The sequence below is a fragment of the Shewanella sp. c952 genome, from assembly GCF_019654975.1.
GTDB lineage: Bacteria > Pseudomonadota > Gammaproteobacteria > Enterobacterales > Shewanellaceae > Shewanella.
Genome location: NZ_BPEW01000057.1, coordinates 1 through 19,544, shown reverse-complemented (window position 1 = coordinate 19,544; position 19,544 = coordinate 1). Strand labels below are relative to the sequence as shown.

Annotated in this window: 19 protein-coding genes; 12 read left to right on the top strand and 7 right to left on the bottom strand. The window is 45.2% G+C overall.

What is annotated here, in order from left to right; all coding sequences use genetic code 11:
* Positions 1-343 (bottom strand): TetR/AcrR family transcriptional regulator (locus K5R16_RS21300; protein ID WP_220740337.1); only part of this gene is annotated, 343 nt, incomplete at its 3' end.
* Between the two features lie 188 nt (positions 344-531).
* On the opposite strand from K5R16_RS21300, the gene K5R16_RS21295 reads away from it, so the two are divergent.
* From K5R16_RS21295 to K5R16_RS21275, 5 genes are read left to right on the top strand one after another with little or no spacing between them, the layout of a single operon-like run.
* Positions 532-2,034, top strand: a complete 1,503-nt coding sequence (locus K5R16_RS21295) for a flavocytochrome c (protein ID WP_220740335.1) — start codon at positions 532-534, stop codon at positions 2,032-2,034.
* 11 nt (positions 2,035-2,045) lie between these two features.
* Positions 2,046-2,399, top strand: a complete 354-nt coding sequence (locus K5R16_RS21290; protein WP_220740333.1) for a cytochrome c3 family protein — start codon at positions 2,046-2,048, stop codon at positions 2,397-2,399.
* A gap of 32 nt (positions 2,400-2,431) precedes the next feature.
* Positions 2,432-3,169 carry a cupin domain-containing protein gene (locus K5R16_RS21285; protein ID WP_259649974.1) on the top strand — a complete coding sequence of 246 codons (738 nt, stop codon included), beginning with the start codon at positions 2,432-2,434 and terminating at the stop codon, positions 3,167-3,169.
* 58 nt (positions 3,170-3,227) lie between these two features.
* The gene (locus K5R16_RS21280) at positions 3,228-3,689 is read left to right on the top strand and encodes a DUF3299 domain-containing protein (RefSeq protein WP_220740329.1); all 462 of its coding nucleotides are present in this window, start codon (positions 3,228-3,230) and stop codon (positions 3,687-3,689) included.
* 30 nt (positions 3,690-3,719) lie between these two features.
* Positions 3,720-4,853: a hypothetical protein gene (locus K5R16_RS21275; protein ID WP_220740339.1), complete on the top strand. Its 1,134-nt coding sequence runs from the start codon at positions 3,720-3,722 to the stop codon at positions 4,851-4,853.
* A gap of 151 nt (positions 4,854-5,004) precedes the next feature.
* Here the strand turns inward: K5R16_RS21275 and K5R16_RS21270 are convergent, their stop codons facing one another.
* The gene (locus K5R16_RS21270) at positions 5,005-5,796 is read right to left on the bottom strand and encodes a TetR/AcrR family transcriptional regulator (protein WP_220740327.1); all 792 of its coding nucleotides are present in this window, start codon (positions 5,794-5,796) and stop codon (positions 5,005-5,007) included.
* Positions 5,797-6,134: 338 nt separating this feature from the next.
* Here K5R16_RS21270 and K5R16_RS21265 point away from each other — a divergent pair, with 338 nt between their 5' ends.
* The 5 genes from K5R16_RS21265 to K5R16_RS21245 all read left to right on the top strand — a co-directional run bounded on the left by K5R16_RS21265 (position 6,135) and on the right by K5R16_RS21245 (position 11,373).
* Positions 6,135-7,658, top strand: coding sequence for a flavocytochrome c (locus K5R16_RS21265; protein ID WP_220740325.1), 1,524 nt, complete (start codon positions 6,135-6,137; stop codon positions 7,656-7,658).
* Positions 7,658-8,026, top strand: a complete 369-nt coding sequence (locus tag K5R16_RS21260) for a cytochrome c3 family protein (RefSeq protein ID WP_220740323.1) — start codon at positions 7,658-7,660, stop codon at positions 8,024-8,026. Before K5R16_RS21265 ends, K5R16_RS21260 begins: the two co-directional genes overlap by 1 nt.
* 46 nt (positions 8,027-8,072) lie before the next feature.
* Positions 8,073-9,206, top strand: a complete 1,134-nt coding sequence (locus tag K5R16_RS21255) for an OprO/OprP family phosphate-selective porin (protein WP_220740322.1) — start codon at positions 8,073-8,075, stop codon at positions 9,204-9,206.
* A gap of 177 nt (positions 9,207-9,383) precedes the next feature.
* Positions 9,384-10,457, top strand: coding sequence for a DcaP family trimeric outer membrane transporter (locus K5R16_RS21250; protein WP_220740320.1), 1,074 nt, complete (start codon positions 9,384-9,386; stop codon positions 10,455-10,457).
* Positions 10,458-10,632: 175 nt separating this feature from the next.
* Entirely contained in the window at positions 10,633-11,373 is a 741-nt protein-coding gene (locus K5R16_RS21245) for a cupin domain-containing protein (protein ID WP_220740318.1), read from the top strand.
* A 70-nt stretch (positions 11,374-11,443) separates the two neighbouring features.
* On the opposite strand, the gene K5R16_RS21240 is transcribed toward K5R16_RS21245, so the two are convergent.
* The 4 genes from K5R16_RS21240 to K5R16_RS21225 are packed head-to-tail and all read right to left on the bottom strand — an operon-like array spanning position 11,444 to position 15,708.
* Entirely contained in the window at positions 11,444-12,631 is a 1,188-nt protein-coding gene (locus tag K5R16_RS21240) for a BamA/TamA family outer membrane protein (RefSeq protein ID WP_220740316.1), read from the bottom strand.
* Entirely contained in the window at positions 12,628-13,929 is a 1,302-nt protein-coding gene (locus K5R16_RS21235) for a DUF4056 domain-containing protein (protein ID WP_220740314.1), read from the bottom strand. The genes K5R16_RS21240 and K5R16_RS21235 overlap by 4 nt, the downstream gene beginning before the upstream one ends.
* Positions 13,926-14,834, bottom strand: coding sequence for an alpha/beta fold hydrolase (locus K5R16_RS21230; RefSeq protein WP_259649973.1), 909 nt, complete (start codon positions 14,832-14,834; stop codon positions 13,926-13,928). The genes K5R16_RS21235 and K5R16_RS21230 overlap by 4 nt, the downstream gene beginning before the upstream one ends.
* Positions 14,835-14,856: 22 nt before the next feature.
* Positions 14,857-15,708, bottom strand: coding sequence for a virulence protein (locus K5R16_RS21225; RefSeq protein ID WP_374758416.1), 852 nt, complete (start codon positions 15,706-15,708; stop codon positions 14,857-14,859).
* A 589-nt stretch (positions 15,709-16,297) separates the two neighbouring features.
* On the opposite strand from K5R16_RS21225, the gene K5R16_RS21220 reads away from it, so the two are divergent.
* Together K5R16_RS21220 and K5R16_RS21215 are read left to right on the top strand one after the other, a co-directional pair.
* Positions 16,298-16,921: an outer membrane beta-barrel protein gene (locus K5R16_RS21220; RefSeq protein ID WP_220740310.1), complete on the top strand. Its 624-nt coding sequence runs from the start codon at positions 16,298-16,300 to the stop codon at positions 16,919-16,921.
* Between the two features lie 212 nt (positions 16,922-17,133).
* Positions 17,134-17,838 carry an SOS response-associated peptidase family protein gene (locus tag K5R16_RS21215; protein WP_220740308.1) on the top strand — a complete coding sequence of 235 codons (705 nt, stop codon included), beginning with the start codon at positions 17,134-17,136 and terminating at the stop codon, positions 17,836-17,838.
* Positions 17,839-17,941: 103 nt separating this feature from the next.
* Here K5R16_RS21215 and K5R16_RS21210 read toward each other — a convergent pair whose 3' ends face one another.
* Positions 17,942-19,228 carry an acetyl-CoA hydrolase/transferase family protein gene (locus K5R16_RS21210; protein WP_220740306.1) on the bottom strand — a complete coding sequence of 429 codons (1,287 nt, stop codon included), beginning with the start codon at positions 19,226-19,228 and terminating at the stop codon, positions 17,942-17,944.
* Positions 19,229-19,544 lie beyond the last annotated feature (316 nt).

Below are 19,544 nucleotides of genomic sequence, written 5' to 3'. Positions count from 1 at the left end.
TATTAATAGATACAACTCTCAAAATATTAAATATTGGGCTTCTTTTCACAACTTCAAATGTAAATAAAACGGCAAGAATAGAACGTTCATTAATAGTTAAATCTGGATTTTCTTTTATAAATATAGGTATTTGACTCGATGTTGTATTTCGTAAAAAAAGACAAACCAGCACATCTTCTTTTGATTCAAAGTATTTATACAATGTATTTGTTGAACAGCCTGCACCTTTTGCTATCTGTGCAAACCTAAATGAAACAACGCCTTGATTATCAATAAGTTCTTCAGCAACATCTAACAATTGATTACAACGAATCGCATCTGCATGGCTATTTGGACATTGCATATTCATACCTAACTTTATATAAAACCAGCTCCATTTTATGGGCTTAGGCTAATTTAGATACATAAAAGAAACATTTTCTTGAACAGTACCACAAAAAACTTTATCGCCCGATACAAAGTGTGATTTCGCGCATAATTGAATGACAAGCAGAAGCATATTGTAACCCCAAGTTAATTGGAGATAACAATATGCAAACAAGACGTTCGTTTTTAAAATTTGGAGCTGGAGCTGCTGCCGTTGGCGCACTTTCACCATTAGCAGTAAGCGCTAATTCATCTGATGTTGAATGGGATGAAAAACATGAAATCGTTATCGTGGGTTCTGGTTTTGCCGGGCTGGCTGCAGCGGTAGAAGCCGGTAAATTAGGCGCCAAAGATATCGTCATTTTTGAAAAATTAGGCGTATATGGCGGCAACAGTACCCTCAATGCTGGCCAAGCTTGTTTCGCTAATACAGACCTACAAAAACAACTCGGCATTGAAGATAGCGCCGAACTGATGGTGCAAGACCAACTCAAATCAGGTCGCGGTTATGCAAGTGAAGAACTGCTTAAACACAGCGCCGAGCTAGGTCCGTACATCTACCAGCTCACTAAAGACTGCGGCTGTGTTTACCGCGATCACATCATCAATACTGGCGGTACCAGCGCCACACGTAGCCACCAAGTGGTTGAACGCAGCGGCGCTGGCTTTATCCGCCCAATGCTAAAAACTGCACGTAGCTACGGCGTTAAAACCAAAATCCGCCATAAATTCGAGCATTTAATCACAGCCAAAGACGGCACAGTACTTGGGATCCAAGTGCGACGCGGTTACCACTTCGGCCATGAAGAATCTGGCGAATTAATCAATGTAAAAGCTGAAAAGGGTGTGTTGATTGCAACCGGTGGCTTCGGTGCCAATGTCAGTTTCCGCCAAGCACTTGATCCAAACCTTGGCAATGAAGTTGGTTGCACTAACGCTCGCGGCGCCACAGGTGATGGCCTTATCGCCATGCTTGCAGAAGGCGCAATGCCAGTACATTTGAGCTTTATTCAGTCTGGCCCATGGGCATCTCCCGATGAAGGCGGCTTCGGTTATGGCGCCGGGTTCTCGCTCTATAACTTCCCGCACTCTATCGCTATCGACCGTAACACCGGCCAGCGCTTCATGAACGAAACGGCAGATCGTAAAACACGCGCCGACTTAGAAGTACAGCGCCGCGATAAAGACGGTAATCCTAACCCAGCACTTCTCATCGCACCTAAGCATGAAGCGATGAAAGACCCATCAATGGCTAATGTATTGAAATACAACGTCGCCTGGGAATTTGACAGTGTAGATGCGATTGCTAAGCACTTCGACCTGCCTAAAAAAGCGCTTAAAAAGCAAATTGATGATTGGAATTTATACGTTAAATCTGGCGAAGACCCACAGTTTGGTAAGCGCATGAACATGAGTACAGGTATTTACTTGACTGCACCATTCATCGTGCAGCGCTTATGGCCAAAAGTGCATTACTGCCAGGGCGGTATCCAAATTAATGCCAAAGCAGAAGTGATTGCTGCAAAAACAGGACAAAGCATTCCAGGCCTTTATGCCGCAGGTGAAGTTTCTGGTGGCGTACATGGCGTGAGCCGACTTGGTGGCTGTTCAACACCTGAGTGTATGGCATTTGGCGTAACTGCTGCTCGTTCAATGATGAAGGCATAAGGAAAATTACCATGAAGACAGTTAACACATTACTTGCACTCATTCTTGGTGGTTGCATTGCCGTTTCAGCACAAGCTCGTGACCAACGCGACTACCACGAAATGGTTTACGACTCAGGGTGTAAAACCTGTCACGACCAGGGCATGAAAGCTTTTCCATCAGACGATTCATGCTTGCAATGTCACGACATGAGCGAATTGGCAGAGCAAACAAAACGTGAAGGTCATGAAGCAAGACAAAACCCTCATGACAGCATGCATTACGGCCAAGAAGCGCCGTGCATGGAGTGCCACGGTGAGCATACACCGAAGCAAGCCATTTGCATGGATTGCCACAACTTTGATTTCCCAAAATTTAAGCAATAAACATAAAACTACATATATAAAGGAAGATGATGATGAAAAAACTACTCGCGATGTCAGCAATTCTTGTTACAGGTTGTGCTGTAGCCGGTGATAAGCCAGCAGATAAGCCTTGGCACAATGAAAAGCCAACCTTGTCGACCATTAATGCACCGACCAAAGTCATGCCAATGGTGTGTAAGCAAGAGCAAGCTATGGCTTACCTGAAAGAGCTGCAATCAGGTGAAAAAGATATCTACAACATCAAGTCTAATGACCATGGCGGTAAGGGCGCTAACGAATCTGGCTGGTTAACTTGGCGCGTAGATGACCCAAGCAACCTTATCCCATGTCCAGAAGGCGGTGCTAGCGCGACGGAAGTTGGCATGTGTTGGAAAGAACTAAACGATGAGCCAACAGTAATTGGTTTAGTACGAGTTGCACCAGGTACGGCTGCACCTCACTACCATCGTGAAATGGAATGTTACTACGGTCTAAGCGGTCAAGGTCTAACTTGGGCACAGGAACGCATGCAACCATTTGGACCTGGTGACTACATCGAGATCCCAAGTAAAGCGATGCACTACACGCCAAATACTTATGACGATCAAGACTTGATCTACATGTACTGGTTCCCACTTGACGGTAAGTTCTCAACCTTTAAGTACCAGTGGCCACAAGATGTAGGTCCAGGTGAGCAGCTAATGTTCGACTTTATCCCATACACCAACTCTAAGCTTGTGCGCTCAGGTAATGGTGGTTACGGCTGGGATGTTGTTCAAAAAGCTAAGTAGTCCGACTTAAACTCCAACAAGAGTATGGGGCCAAGTTTAATTGGCCCCATTATAAAATATGAAAAATCTTATCCTAGTGTTCAGTCTTTTGTTAAGCCCCGCTCTTGCTGCTGAAGAGGCGCAACCAATTTTATGGCATAACTTAGCGCCAGGTGCTGCAGATCTTCCCGCAAAAACCAACGTTAATTTAGCGCTTGATGGCAAGAAGGTGATTATTCCCGGTTTTGTGGTGCCGCTTGATGGTAAGAACAGTGGCTATGTCAAAAACTTCCTGCTAACACCGCAACAAGGAGCCTGTTTTCATAAGCCGCCTTCCGCATCTAATCAACTGATCCACGTCTCATTTGACGTACCAATCGCGATTAGTGATTTAGAGCAGCCTATTTATGTCGCTGGCACACTAAGCGTCAAATATGCTCAAGCAGGTTTTGCCAAAACGGGTTATCACTTGAGTGGCATAGAGACGATCCCTTATCCAGTGAAGATCAATACTGCCGAAGAGCATGATCACAACCACTAAACAGCTAACGGATAAGATAAACAAGGAATGATGATGAACAAGAGCAATAGATTTGTACTGTCGCTGGTCGCGACAGCGATCGCACTTTCTAGCTCAACTGCATTTGCAGAACAGCAAGAAGATGGCATCAATGTAGGCGGTGCGGTCAGGGTCAACTACGGTTATAAAGATTACAGTGAAGCCTCAAAAGATAAAGGTGGCGATCTCACCTTTGACATGGCAGCGATTAAGTTTAACGGTAAAAAAGGCGACTGGGGCTTAGCGGCCGAATACCGCTTTACCTCTGACACTAACTATATCAAGTACGGCTACGGTATTTACGATATCGATCCACAGTGGCAGCTGCAATTTGGTATTAACAAAGTGCCTTTTGGTAACCCTGAATTTATCTCCAACAGTTTCTGGTTTGGTATTCCTTACTACCTAGGCTTTGAAGATGACCATGATGTTGGCGTTAAAGCTATCTTTGAAAGTAATGGCTGGCACACAGACTTAGCTTTCTACAAGAATGCTGAATATGGTCCAACAGAGAACAAGCGTTACGCGACCGATCTGTACACTGGTACCATTAATGGTACTGAGTACAACAACGAAGAAACCAACCAGGTTAATGTTCGTCAAACGTATACCATTGAGCACAATGGTGGTTCAACAACCTTGGGTGGCTCGGCGCAATTTGGCCAGATCTACAACAATAAAACCGGCAATAATGGCGATCGTTATGCCGTCGCGCTGCACTTAGATTCAAGCTATAACGGCTGGAACTTGCAGCTACAAGCGATGCAGTATGAATACGATGCCGCAGATGCTGAAGATCCAAATAAAATCGGTGTATCAGTGGTTAGCTGGCAGTATGAGATTGCGTCTAAAGGGCAATCATATAGCGCCAATATCGCTAAAACCTTTAATACCGATTGGGGCAGCGTTAAGTGCTACAACGATTTTGCCTTAATGACCCCTGATGTTGATGACGATGATTACGACAACAGCATGCAAAATGTCACCGGTTGTGCCATTGCCGCGGGCCCAACTTACACTATGATCGACTTTATCATGGGTAAGAACATGACTTTCTCAACGGCTAACAACGATCACGTTGGCTTGCCTGAAATGGGCAATGACTGGGATAAGCGAGTAAACATTAACTTTGGTTACTACTTCTAGTCATTCAGTTCCCCTGCAGCTCATGGTCATTGCTCCCAATATATACAATGGCTATGAGCTTCAATTTTAGGATCGACAGCAACACCTCAAACATCACTATTAGACACCATCTAATTTCGATCCAGCCCTCTAGTATGAGGGCTTTTTTTAGCTATCTTGCAATCGCCTGTAGACGAGAACACGCGGAGTTCACATCATTGCTAGCTGCACATAATGCACTACAAGCAGCACAGGTCATATGATCTCGGTAATGCTTGTCGAAAAAATCTGAGCTTCTTGTTTCTAGCGACTCAAACAGTTCAGGAGTTAAAGGTTTACGCCATTTGTACTGCCCCATTAGTCGCGCTAAATGGCGGTAACAGGTTTCGCGGCGATTACCCAAATACTCAGGAGCAATAAGCTGGCTCTCGAATTGAGTCAAAGAGCCTGTCAGGTAAAATGCGATACCTTGCACCAGTTCCTTAACCTGCAAAGGAGTCGCTTCGAGCTCTCCTCGCTCAATGGCTTCATTTAGTGATTGGGTAAACCAATTCCAAAAACCATTAATACGCTGCTTAAACTTGGTGATTTTTTCATCACTCGCCAACTGCCATACCATGGTATTGACCGACACCGAACGTAACGTAAAAAAGCTTTTACTTCGCTTAATGGTTTCGAAGGTAAATAAAACTGGCAGCAATGTCTTTTCCTGAGCAGTAAGCTCGGGGTTCTTACTGACAAAAATTGGCAGATGATTAGACGTTGCACTGCGAAGAAACAAGCACACTAATACATCTTCTTTACGCTCAAAGAATTTGTACAAGGTACCGGTTGAACAGCCAACCTCTTTCGCCAGTTGAGAAAACTTAAATGACACGATCCCCTGTGACTCTATGAGCAGCTCCGCAGCATCGAGTATTTGATTACAACGCATCATTGGTAATGCTTCAGTCGGGCATTTCATCATTAAGCCTTAAGATCAATTTGCATTAATTATGCGCTGTTAATATTTATTGGTTTAGTTGAGGCATCGCTAATCGAGATTAACATCACGCAAAAAACACTTTATTGCTAGCCTTTGTGAGTTACCTCAAACAAACATTCCAACTCAATCTATTAACTCAGTATAAAATCCTGTCACATTTTTCGCCGTAACTCGCTAAGCAATTTTACTTAGAGAAAAGATCTTCGAGATCGGCCTCACGAATAAATTTGTCGCTGAAAAAATCACGTGACTTAGTTCACCTTTAGCGGCCGAACTTGCGTTTATCGTTACCTCATTCCCATTCAGAGGATTTAAGAATGCAAGGCAGAAGAAACTTTTTGAAATTAACAGCGGGTGCTGCAGTCGGCACCGTAGCTGCAACATTACCCGGTACGGTTCAAGCAAACACATGTGGCGAAATTAACTGGACAGAAACTGTCGACACCTTAGTCGTCGGCTCAGGCTTCGCTGGATTATCTGCAGCGTTAAATGCCAAACGCCAAGGGCTTGGTTCGGTATTAGTGTTAGAAAAAATGCAGGTGATTGGTGGCAACTCAGCCATCAACGGCGGCTGGTTAGCTATCCCTAAAAATCCAGTACAACTGGCGCAAGGTGTTAGTGACGATTCACCAGAAGAGTTAGTTAACGATCAGATTATTTCTGGTCGTGGCATGCAAAATGAAGCGGCGCTGCGTCAAATAGCCAATCGCGCATTAGATGCTTATGAACTCTGTATCGACACCGGCGTTAAATTCAAAAAAGACTTCAACATTCAAGTTGGCGGCCACAATAAAGCGCGCGCTATTCGCACTCAACACGGCACAGGCGGCGATATCACTACCAAGCTTTATGAAGCAGGTGTAAAAGAGGGCGTTGAGTATCGTCTGCAGCATTACATCGAAGACTTCATCATGGACGGTCAGCAGATCATCGGCGTAAAAGTACGTAAGAACTACCGCTTCCCCGATCTAAAAACTGGCAGCAGTGTTTTCATTAAAGCTAATAAAGCGGTCATTTTAGCTAATGGTGGCTTTGCCCGTAATATGGCGCTGCGCCAAGCGGTTGATCCATCACTCGATCCAACATTGGACTGTACCAATGCTTTAGGCGCGACCGGTGAAGTCACCTTAACCGCCATGGCTCATGGCGCACTGCCAGTGCACATGAACCTGATTCAAACTGGCCATTGGGGCTCGCCTGACGAGGGTGGCTTTGGCTGGTCTAATGCATTGTTATCAATCGGTTGGCATCAAGGTGCTTCGATTAGTGTATTGAACGGTAAACGTTTTATGGATGAGCGCGCCGATCGTAAAACCTGCTCTGAAGCGATAATGAAAAACCGCTATCAAGACGGTAGCCCTGCATACCCAATCGTGCTGTTTAACTACAACAACTACGCCAAAGATGATCGAGTCGTGCGTGCAATCCGCGACAAGATGGCTTGGAAGCTTGATTCACTCGATGATATCGCAGCCAAATTCGATATTCCGGCAACGGAACTCAAGCGTAGCATCAGTGAATACAACACCCACGTTGCCGCCCGTAAAGATCCGCTATTCAACCGCAAGATGGACACTGCAGAATTGCTACAAGGCCCATTTGTCGTTTCGCGTATTTGGCCAAAAGTGCACTACTGCATGGGAGGCTTAAAAACCGATCTTGGTGCTCGAGTGGTAGATGGTCGCTCAATGAAACCGATTAAAAACCTCTATGCCATTGGCGAAGTGACTGGCGGCATTCATGGTGAGGCACGCCTGAGTTCAACCTCATGTTTAGAGTGTCTAGCGATGGGAATCGTTGTTGCTGAAACCATCAAAGCCGATCTTCAGGGAGCCGTCTAATGAACAAATTATTGCTAACCGCTCTGCTATCTCTAGCCATATCTGGCGGCGCTGTGGCCGGTGAACTGGTCAAAATGAAAGGCAGTACTAAAGGCCGAGTTAATCACGAATTTATTTACCAAGATGGCTGTCAGTCTTGCCATCAAGGTTCAGGTAAGAAAAACGCTACCGATGCGGCATGCGTTGAGTGCCACGGCGATATCAACAGCATTGAGGTTGATCAGAGCAAACTGGCAATTCCAGAAGCAGATCCACACAAGTCACTGCATTACAACCAAGGCGCTAGTTGCCTGGCATGTCATGGCGAGCACGAGAAAAAGGCACCAGTTTGCGCAGAGTGCCACCGTACTTGGTTTGAAGAGATGTAATGCCACAAATTGAAATACAAAAAATCTAAAAATAGATAGGGGAATGATGATGAAAAAAACCACAAAGTTTATGTTGTCGATGGTGGCTACAGCAATCGCACTTTCAGGTTCAGCGGCCTATGCCGACGAGCAAGAAGATGGCATTAACGTAGGTGGCGCAGTGCGCGTTAACTACGGTTACAAAGACTACGATGAAGCCTCAAAAGATAAAGGTGGCGATCTCACCTTTGATATGGCGGCGATTAAGTTTGACGGCAAGAAAGGCGATTGGGGATTAGCGGCAGAATACCGTTTTACCTCAAGCACTAACTATATTAAGTATGGTTATGGCTTCTACGATATTGACCCAGATTGGCAGCTACAGTTTGGTATTAACAAGGTGCCTTTTGGTAACCGCGACTTTATCTCGAACAGCTGGTGGTTTGGTCTGCCTTACTACCTAGGTTTTGAAGATGACCACGATGTAGGTGTAAAAGCCATCTATGAGAAAAATGGCTGGCACACAGATTTAGCTTTCTACAAGAATGCTGAATATGGACCAACAGAGAACAAGCGTTACTCTACCGATCTGTACACTGGCACCATTAATGGTACTGAGTACAACAACGAAGAGACTAACCAGTTCAACGTACGCCAAACCTATACTGCAGAACATGAAGGTGGTGAAACAACCTTCGGTGGTTCAGTACAGTACGGCCAGATCTATAACAGCAAAACCGGTAACAACGGCGACCGTTATGCGGTAGCACTGCACTTAGACAGCAGCTACAAAGGTTGGAACTTGCAACTACAAGCGATGCAATATGAGTACGACGCCGCTGATGCTGAAGATCCAAACAAAATCGGTGTGTCGGTTGTTAGCTGGCAGTATGAGATCGCCTCTAAAGGTCAAGCTTATAGCGTTAACTTAGCGAAAACCTTTAATACTGATTGGGGTAGCGTTAAGTGCTACAACGATTTTGGTTTAATGACCCCAGATGTTGATGACGATGATTACGACAACAGCATGCAAAACGTAACCGGCTGTGCAATTTCAGCAGGCCCAACTTACACCATGGTCGACTTTGTTATGGGTAAAAACATGACCTTCTCAACAGCCAACAACGATCACGTTGGCCTACCAGAGATGGGTGATGATTGGGACAAACGCGTTAACATCAACTTTGGTTACTATTTCTAAAGGATAAAGAAATAGCTGACTAAAGCGTAGGCGAGGAAGTCGCTCCCACTTCCCCGCCTACTACTCGCATTTCTATTCATCTATAGCGCTATTTTCGACGGTTAAACTGCCGCAGTTGTAACCCCTACAAGTCGACTCCAATTCAGTCTGAGTCGCCCATTTCAACAAGAAAACACCATGAAAAGAACAATAAAATTGCCCCTGTACCTCAGCGTTGCAGCGCTTCTCTCTACGCCAGTATTAGCCACTGAGTATCATTTTGGCGGTTTTTTAAAGGCCAATGCGCGCTACGTTGAAGGCAATATTGCCTTTCAAGATAGTTGGACAGGTGGAGGAAGCGTGACTGAATCGGCTAAGCGTAGCCAGTTTAGTGCCGCTGAAAGCCGTTTTAACTTTAGTGCTAAACAGGGCGATGTCCGCGGTTTTGCTGAAATCGATTTTGCGGGCTCATCCCAAGGCAACGCAGTGTTTTCAAACTCTTACAGTCCGCGCCTCAGACATGCTTATATTGAATACCAAGGCGTCACTGCAGGGCAAACATGGTCAACCATGGTTAATAGCAGCACCTTCGCCGAAACTGCCGACCTTGGTGGGCCACTTGTCGGCCAAACAATGGTGCGCCAAGCACTGGTGCGTTACCAAACCAGTCACTGGCAATTTGCACTGGAAAACCCCTACACCTATGGCACTACTGAGCAAAGTAGCGCTACAGAGAAACAGTGGATAGATCCTAGTAATGACTACGTACCCGATGCCGTTATCCGCTATGACCAACAAGGCGACTGGGGCAATGTTTCAGTGTCGAGCTTATTACGTTATTTAGACCCAGAGGATAGCGCCCAATTTGGCGCTGGTGTATCAGTTGCAGCCAAACTTTACACCTTCGGTAAAGATGACCTACGGCTGCAACTGCATTACGGCAATTTAGGTCGATATGTCGGTACCGATGCTGCACGAGACATTGTCAACGGCGAACTTGAAACCACACGTTCAGCCATGGTTGCCTACCGTCACTTTTGGACCGAAGCCACCCGCTCAAGTCTATTCTACGGTCACACCACCACCGAGGTGGAACAAACTGATCGCTTCCACATTGGCGCCAACATTTTTACCAACTTAACGCCGGTATTAGCGCTAGGTTTTGAGCTAGGACGCTACCAAATAGATGACCAGTTGTCTGCGTATTCACAGCAAGGTGCAACTCAAGGCTCATCAAATTATGCCCAGCTAAGTTTACAGTTTTACCTTTAATGAGATCGATAGAAAAGAATATTCGCGACCCTGCTCACGAATAAGTTTGTTAAGCAAAACACGGCGTGATCTATTTCAAACTTACACCCACACGATCGCATTATTGTTAGTCCAAGCCCGTTAAAACGAGCAAAATATCGCAGCAAAAGCTGCATCAGCTAAAAATAGGATAGGAATGATGAAACTAAAAATGATCTTCGGCATCGCCGCAATGACTTCAACAGTCGCTATGGCTGCGGGTCCACAGTGCGACCATGCACAACGTCCATACCAGCAGATGACGCCAGTGCCATATGACAGCACGCCATATTCACCACAAGACACCATGCCAGTACAGTGTAGTAATCCTGAAGTTGAGGCTTATATTGCTGACTGGGAAGCGGGAAAAATTGATTTCAATAGTATTAAATCAAATAGCAGTATCGCTGCCGACCAACGCTTCTGTAAAACACTCGATGATGACGGTAATGTATTAGAAGTTAAAGATTGTGATAAGTCAAAATCGCCTGTTGGCTACATCTGGAAAGAGCTTTCTGATAGCCCAACGGTTATTGGTATTACTGATGGCGGTAAATCAGACCATGCGCCACATTTCCATGGTCAGCCAGAGTGTTACTACGTAGTCAATGGTGAAGGGCAAACTCTTGCTGATAACCAGTTTAAAAAACTAGGCACAGGTCAATACTTCTATATTCCCGGTGCAACAATCCACAACACCCCAATCATGTCTGACAGAGGCTTAGGCGTGATGTACTGGTACCCGAACAATGCACATTTCAACGGCTTCAAATACTACTGGCGCAAAGATGTTAAAAACCTACGCGTAGCAGAAGAAGCATTTGACCGTGTTGATGAGATCCGTAAGCGTGACCTTAACTTAGGCCCATACGGCACCAATGAAAAAGTCTTTAAGTAATCGTTAGCACTGTTAAAGCGACAATATAAAAAGGGCTCATAAGAGCCTTTTTTTATACTTATCAACGCGACTAAAATGCCTCGTTGACGTTAAAGTAAAAGCCAGTGTCACCATCGCCCCATGCCATATCAAGCCTTAAATTGACCCTAGGTTTAACTTCAAAGCGATAACCGACACCGCCATTAGGTAACAATTGATGACTACTAAACGCACTGACATCATCAGCAATAGCACCAACTCCCCCCCAAAAAACCATGCCGTGACGACCCGGAAGGTTAAGTCGATACTCCACTTGGGTCATCAACATCTGTTTATCTCGATAACGCCCCGATGTATAACCACGCAGTAAGTCCCCGCCACCAGCCTTTGAAAGTTGATCCCAAGGGACATCACCAGAGGTAAAGCGACCACGAACTTGCCAGGCTAAAATATCTTCATCACGGCCGGTTTTCATATATTCGCTATATAATGCGTTATACACCTCAAAGTCAGTTTTGCTGCCCAGATATTGCCGATAGAAAGCCGCATCGATCTCCAAGATCCGCCCGGATTGTGGATTCAGCACATTATCTCGACTGTCGTGATTCAGCAGTAAGTTGACGCCGACACTGCGCGAGCTATCTTGTAATATCTCGGTCTCCACACTTGAATCGAAAGGGTTAATGCTATCTGCGCTGGCGTAGCTAAAGTCAAACCCGATGCCTACAAAACTGCTGGGACTCATTCGCTGTAGCAACATAGGATTGACCGACATAATCCGCTGGTTAAACTCAACCCGATTAACATCTGCGTGGTTATTATCGTAACCCACACCATAAAACACATCCGGTGCGTCAAAAAACTCAGCGTTGAGATAGAAGCGTTGTCTGTCTTGGTTAATGAAGGTCTTATTGGCTATCGCGACACCTAAAGCGCCATTAGTGGATGCCAAGCCATTGATGACTAAAGAGGATAGCTGGCTAACCTCATCATCGGGATCATATTGGTATAAACCAACCGCAGAGATCCCCACCCCCAAGTCCATCTCTGGGTTATAGAACGGCCCCGGCAGATAACTAAAATCAATCAGCTTGTCAGAGTCAAATTCGCCATCGGCTCCAAGAGTCGCCAAAAAATCTTCCAGCCAGCCTTGTGATTCAGCGTCCGCGTGCTGCTCTGGAGCAGCAATCTGCTCACTAGCGTCTACGATGACAGTGCTCAGCGCGAAAATAAGCCCACAGCAAGCCCCAACTGCTTTGGCGCTATAACCCATATTCATGGCTGCACCTCTAATTCACTAAGATGGGGCGCCTTTTGCTCTATATGCTCAGCTAACTCAATATTGTCTTGGATCTGGTTGTATTCACTGATGTGATAGAAATCCTGGTGACTAAATCCATTACGCCACAACGACTCAGGAATGTGTCCAAAGCGGGCTTGAAACTTGTCCGCCACCCGCAGCTTTTGCTGGGCGATGGCATCAATATCTACGCCATGTATGCTGTTAGTCAGCGCTAAGTGGTGAGGTTGAATATCAGACTGATAAAGTTTGCTAACTTCTGTCCACTGATCATGCGATTTGGCCAGCGCCTCAGGTACCAAATAGGGCGACTGCTTATCCCCTAACTCGTAGTGACGTTTAAGCAACATAAACTTGCTCGGCAGCGGCTGCATGGAGTCCCACCACACACCATCAATAACATCAAACATGGCATTGGTTTGCGCTATCGTTACCGGCTCTAACCAGTCAAGCGTCGCGCTGAGCCATTGGGTCATATGCTGGTTATACAGTTCCTTATTCATTGCCAGATTATTGCTTAGCAAGGCCAGTGCGATTTTGGCGCCCAACATGTTGGAATAGAGATCTTCTGGCGAATAAGCAGATACCGCCTCAGACCAAGGTGCCCAGCTACGGTAACCATGCCACTGGGCTATTTCATGTGCTTCTGCCATAAAGTAAGCTTGTCTGACTGCAATGGTAGCGGCCACTTCCCAACGCTGAGCGGCAGTTAAACCTTGAGTATCAAACGCAGCGAGCTCTATGCTGCGTGGGCCTATCTCATCAGGCAATGTAATGGTTTGCGCCTCGCCCAACTTAGGGTAAATACGATAGAACAGTGCAATGGCATTGTCGGCGGTATCGCGCACATGGGCTAAATCGATAAAGCCGCCACGCAGGGTATAGATCTGGCCGTTGTTTTCTCCGCCACGACTGCCGTTAGGTGCATCTTTCTGATAGCTAAATGTGCCCGCCTCAAAAGCATGCGGCCCAACGCTGTCGATTGCTAAGGTATTGGCATAGCGAAAAAATGGTACTGATATTGACGCCACTTGTACCTTTTGAGCATTACCAAACGCGCAGCAAGGGCGAACATCTTCCGGCATCCGCACCAGGGGTAAATCTTGCAGCACAATATCACCCAACAGCAATGGATCGGGCTCGTTATCGAGTGCGGCTGCAACTGCGGCTTCACTCGGTAGCGCCCGCACTTGCCAGTCAGCACTGCTGCATCCAACCAGTAACAATAACGCCGCTATAATCGTGGTGAGCTGCTGATTAATCTGAGATGGTATCATTGGATGAATGCCTTAAGCGCGCGGCTGATGATATCCGGATGATCATTACTCAGCCCATGGGCTGCTTCGGGAATAACCACTATCGGCGAATTGAGGTAATCAGCCAGTTGAATACCCGATGCTAATGGAAAAACTAAATCATTCTCTCCCCAAATAAGCATGCTATCGGGCAATGCGTCGACATTTATATTGCTCGCAATACGATCTCTATCTTCAGTTAAGCCACCGATAAGCAGGCGCTTTTCATCAAGATGTTTAGCAAAATAGCGCTCAAAAATAGCACTGTCGATAAAGCTCGGATACCAAGGGAAATCGATAAATGTTGCTTCTAATAAACGGCGCATCTGCTTAGGTGTTTGTGGTACAAAAATATCGCTTGCATCAGCGGTCTCAAAACGCTGATTCATTGCCGCCAAATCAGTATTTGAGAACAGTACCCCAGGACTTGCCAATAGCACTGCTTTGTCTACTTTGGGTTCATTAATCATTAAATCAAATGTGACAAAACCGCCATAAGAGATGCCGACGACATTGACCTTATCAAGTTCGAGTTTATCGATAAGCTGAGTCATTGCTTTGGACTGCACTTCTAGGCTTGGCTTAGCCTGACTCACTGAGTCGCCAAACCAAGCAAGATCGGGTGCTATCACGTGGTAATTTTGACTCAGTTGCAGCATAACCTGCTGCCAGCTCGTCACTGCGCTGCCACCAAAACCATGAATGAGCAGTACGGTTTTACCCTGCCCGGCTTGCCAATAGTTAAGCGTGCCCCCTTCAATGAGATTGACTTGTTGCTGCACAAAACCCGCCTCTATCAGTAATGACTTTTCAGTCGAGTCAACCTTATCGACGATAGAACACCCTGCCGCCACTAATACAAAAAGTAATAGATTAATTATCCGCATAACTCCCCCCGTCATTCGTAAGCTAGAAGCGGTAGCCTAATCCCATCATAAAGCTGGTTCGGGTACCGAAACCTAACTCCATCAACAGATCGATGTTTTTAGTAATGCCCACCTGACCGCCCAATAAGCCATTCCATTTATCTTCAAGATGCTGGTTTACTTCGAACTTAGCGTTGCCCAATGGAATACCAATATCGCGTAAGTAACCGCTAAAGGTTTGCTCGACATTTTGGTACATGGCACCGACCCAGACTTGAATGTCATGCTGCTCATAGCTAGTTCTATAACCCGCACGAGGAGAGACTACAATGCTGCTGATCTCACCATCTAAAATATCTAAGTTTGTGTTGGTGTAATTAACATCCAGTAGTGCGAACCAATTGCCGATACCGCCAACTAACGTGCCGCCAACGCCATAAGTGGTGCCTTTGAAGTTGAGCTCAAAATCAAATGGATCGCTGCTGCCATTGCACGGAGCAACCAAGCAGGCAGCCGGCGGAAAAATAGTTGACCAGTCAGCTTCTAACTGCACATTGGCGACGCTACTGCCTTTTGTGTGTCCAATAAGGCCATAAAGATTTAGGAACGGCAGCACCCAAGCATCTGCTCGAAATGTAATGGTTTCAGAGTCCTGCATCGCCTCGCTGCCGGTGATACTGAGCATGTCATCTAGACCTCCAAGGCCAGAAAATGCCACTGAGTCGACGACTAGCGGTTGCTCCATGGTCATATAATTAAAAGTAAAACCGTAGGGCTTCGGCAGTTCATGACCAAGATCTATCGCCTCTTGAGCCCAAATAGGAAAAGTACGGTCATAGCGCTCTTTGTGAGGCTCCCGCTCTATTGCGTTAGCAGATGTCATACACAGCAGCATCGACGATACCGCCATAATTTTAAAAAAATTAAGCATGTCTAGATTAAGCCTATAAAGAAATAATGAGGTAAGTGATGTTTAAATGAAGGTCAAACGGGTTGAACTTAAACCAAACAATCCATTAGCAATGGGTAATTATTACCCACTAAGCTGAAGTGATGCTGAAGTTAAACTTAGCACTGCAAAAAATAGAGTTAAAACACTAAACGAGCCCGTTTTAAGTTTACGATCTCGCTATTCGAGCTGAAGCTGTCACTCTATAGTCAATATTTTTGACCAATAAAAATACTCGCGTTCTTGCTCATCAAGCTGAACGTAACCATAACAGCCACTAATAGACTTGAAATAAGTTGCCATTTAGCGACACTATTGTTCATTATCACAAATAAAAACAAATAATTTAATCCATATAGATCATATGATTAACGGTACTGCATTCTGTTACTTATAGCTAAAACAGAAAACAGAACGATCGCTAATATCATTCAGTTATTATTCAGCTACTGTCCCCTACTATGGCTCCAACAAAACGAAACACCAGATTGGCAATTAGCACAATCAAACTATTTCTTAGTGTGGGAGCACAAACATGAAAACTAAATCACTTATCTTAGCGTCTGTAATCGCAACTGTAATTTCGGCACCAACAATGGCAGCTGATTGGTTTATCGGCGGCGGCGTCGGTGCACAAGAGAACACCTATAAAGGTTCTTACGTGCCAGAAATTCAAAACCCAATTGCTGGTGGTCCACAAACACAATCTGTCAAAGAAACTGAAAGCAATGCAGTTTACGAACTAAGAGCTGGTGTTTATTTAAATGACAACAACCGTGTATACGGTACTTACTCTTACAACTCAGATGATTTTTCTAAGCAGCAAAGCTTCTTAATGTCATATGATTACCTAGTTGGACTTGGCGATAGCAACAAGTTGAACTGGTTCATTGGTGCAACAGCGGGTATGAACCACATCAGTCCAGACGCTAGCACACTAGACTCTAAGAACACCTTCGTATGGGGTGGTCAGACTGGTATTATGTATAAGATTAACGACAACCTAAGCACTGAAATTGGTTACCGTTACCTTAAGCAAGACTATGAAGAAAACTTAGGTCCTGAAGCAGTACCATATAACGGCGCTGTAGTCGGCACAGAAACTGCTTCTTTGAATGACAGCCAGCAACTATACCTATCTGTTGACTACCGCTTCTAAGCGAGTCAAAAATAGATAACAGCCTAACGCTAGCGCAACAGGCAAACATAAAATCCAGCAATACTATAATTGCTGGATTTTTTGTATTTGCAATATATCAGCCTAAACCCTGTAGTCGATGCGAGTACTATCGATATCCAGCGCAATAGAGCACTATCGAACAATCAACTGTGCTAGGTTATAGCAATCGAGCCATATAACAGAGAGCGCGAATGTGCGGACGGCTTAATATTATCGATGATATGTTTGTGCAGGCATTGATGGAAGATCTGCGCATCAATAACAGCGAACAGATGTTGTTTTCACGCTTTAAAATGCCCACCAATGACATCAGCATTGTGCGTGAGCATAATGGCGAGCGATTTTTGCAAACAGCCTCATGGTGGCTACTACAACAAACCACCTATGATGGCTTTAAGCCAAGCCGATTTACCTCTTTTAATACCCGTTACGACAAACTCAATCAGCCCAACAGCGCAGGCTATAATGCCTTTAGGGAAAGCCGTTGTATTGTGATTGCTAAAGGCTTTGGTGAAACAGAAAAATCTGGCTCAAGCAGCGTTTACCATGATTTTGTCGCTGAAGATGCAGCGATTGCCTTTGGCGGTTTATTTAGAGAATGGCATCACCCAAGAACAGGTGAAAGTGTCACTTCATGCTCGATTATCACTAATGCCCCGCATCCTGACTTAATGCCTTTTCACAGCAAAGCCAGCCCAATGATTTTACCCCAAGATGAGTTAATAATGGCTGCATGGCTAAATCCGAATAATCAGCAGGTAGATATGTTTAATGAGCTATTAACGCCTGCGCTTAGGCATGACTTTGAAGTGCAACAAATAGATAAACCCAGCTTGCATAACCCCATTGGTCAGCCATCAAGATTAACGCCCAATGACTTCCTCGCTGGTCAATAAATAAAAACTTAAACTGACAACTTCGGGCTAAACCTTAGCGGCCGAAATTCCGATATGCCAAAACAAGGGGCTGGCAAATAGTATCAGCCATTGTAGGATGTGATTAAACCGTCAAGCCCCACATATCAAACGTCTCTTGGCAAAGTTGCTCTCTGAAATCAGGATGAGCAATGTCGATCAAATCACGGGCTCGTTCTCGCAGTGATTTTCCTCTTAGATTAGCAATACCGTATTCGGTAACAATATAGTGTACATGTGCGCGAGTGGTTACCACTCCAGCACCTGGCGATAACACTGTTGCGATTCTCGATACAGTTCCTCTTGCAGCAGTGCTTGGCAGTGCAATCACTGAACGCCCGCCTTCTGATAAACCCGCTCCGCGGATAAAATCCATCTGTCCACCCACGCCAGAATAGATTTTAGTGCCTAGGGAGTCAGCACAGATCTGCCCAGAGATATCCACCTGTAATGCAGAGTTAATCGCCATTACGTTGGGGTTTTTACGAATAATGGAGGTATCATTAACCTGCTCAATATCCATGAAAATCACCGACGGATTATCGTCAACATAGTCGTAAAGCCGCTGACTACCGAGTGCAAAACCGGTAACAATTTTTCCTGGGTGTACCTGTTTACAGCGGTTAGTGATCACCCCTTGTTCAACTAAATTAAGTACCCCATCAGAAAACAATTCAGTATGTACGCCAAGCTCTCTGTGTTCTGTTAAACAAGAAAGTACCGCATCAGGAATAGCACCTATGCCCATCTGCAGGCAATCTCCGTCACGCACCAATTGTGCCACGTTTTTTCCAACAGCCAGACTTACCTCATCACTAGCCGCTAAAGGGTGTTGTGGCAGCGGCATACTCTGCTCATATACGGCAGAAAATTTATCATAATGGATAAAACCATCGCCGTGAGTTCGCGGCATTTGAGGATTGATGTGGGCAATGATCTTACCTGCCACCTGACAAGCGGCTAATGTGGCTTCTACTGAGATCCCCAAAGAGCAGATGCCATGCTTATCTGGTGGTGACACTTGAATAATCGCGGTATCGATTGCTTGCTCACCAGAACGAAACAACTTGGGCACTTCAGAAAGGAAGATCGGTACATAATCTGCGTCCCCTTGCTGCAGCAATGATCGTGTTGGCAAGCCTCCAAAGTAACAGCGATGTCGCAGATGCCCTTTAAGCTTTTCATCACTCAAAGATTCGGCGCATTCAGTGTGCAGTTGCAGCAAAGTTAAATCTTGCTTAGTCAATGCATGTTCGGCCAACGCGTTGAGTAATAGGGTTGGTGTTGCTCCCATAGAGTGGGTCCAAAGTGTTTCACCACTTTCGATTAAAGACACTGCTTGTCGCGCACTACTGCAGATAATTGGAGCCATCAAAGATACCTAAAATTATTATTCTGTCTTTAGTGTATGAGGTTAACTCAGCCATTAACACTCTTATACTAACCAGTTAACATTAGTTTGATCTTAAACAACTCAAGCGATACCTGTGCAATAGGGCGATTCTGATTGGCAGCGCTGAGCAATACTGCCTCCCTTCCCACTCAAACCGAAACGAGTATGGAGTCTTAATAACATCAATAAGCCTTATTTACCTTCCGATTAAAGAGCTCGAGTTCAACTGAAATAGTGAGTCATTAACAACAATCTTTTACCTCTACCTTTTAAAACTCACAAACAAAAATAATTC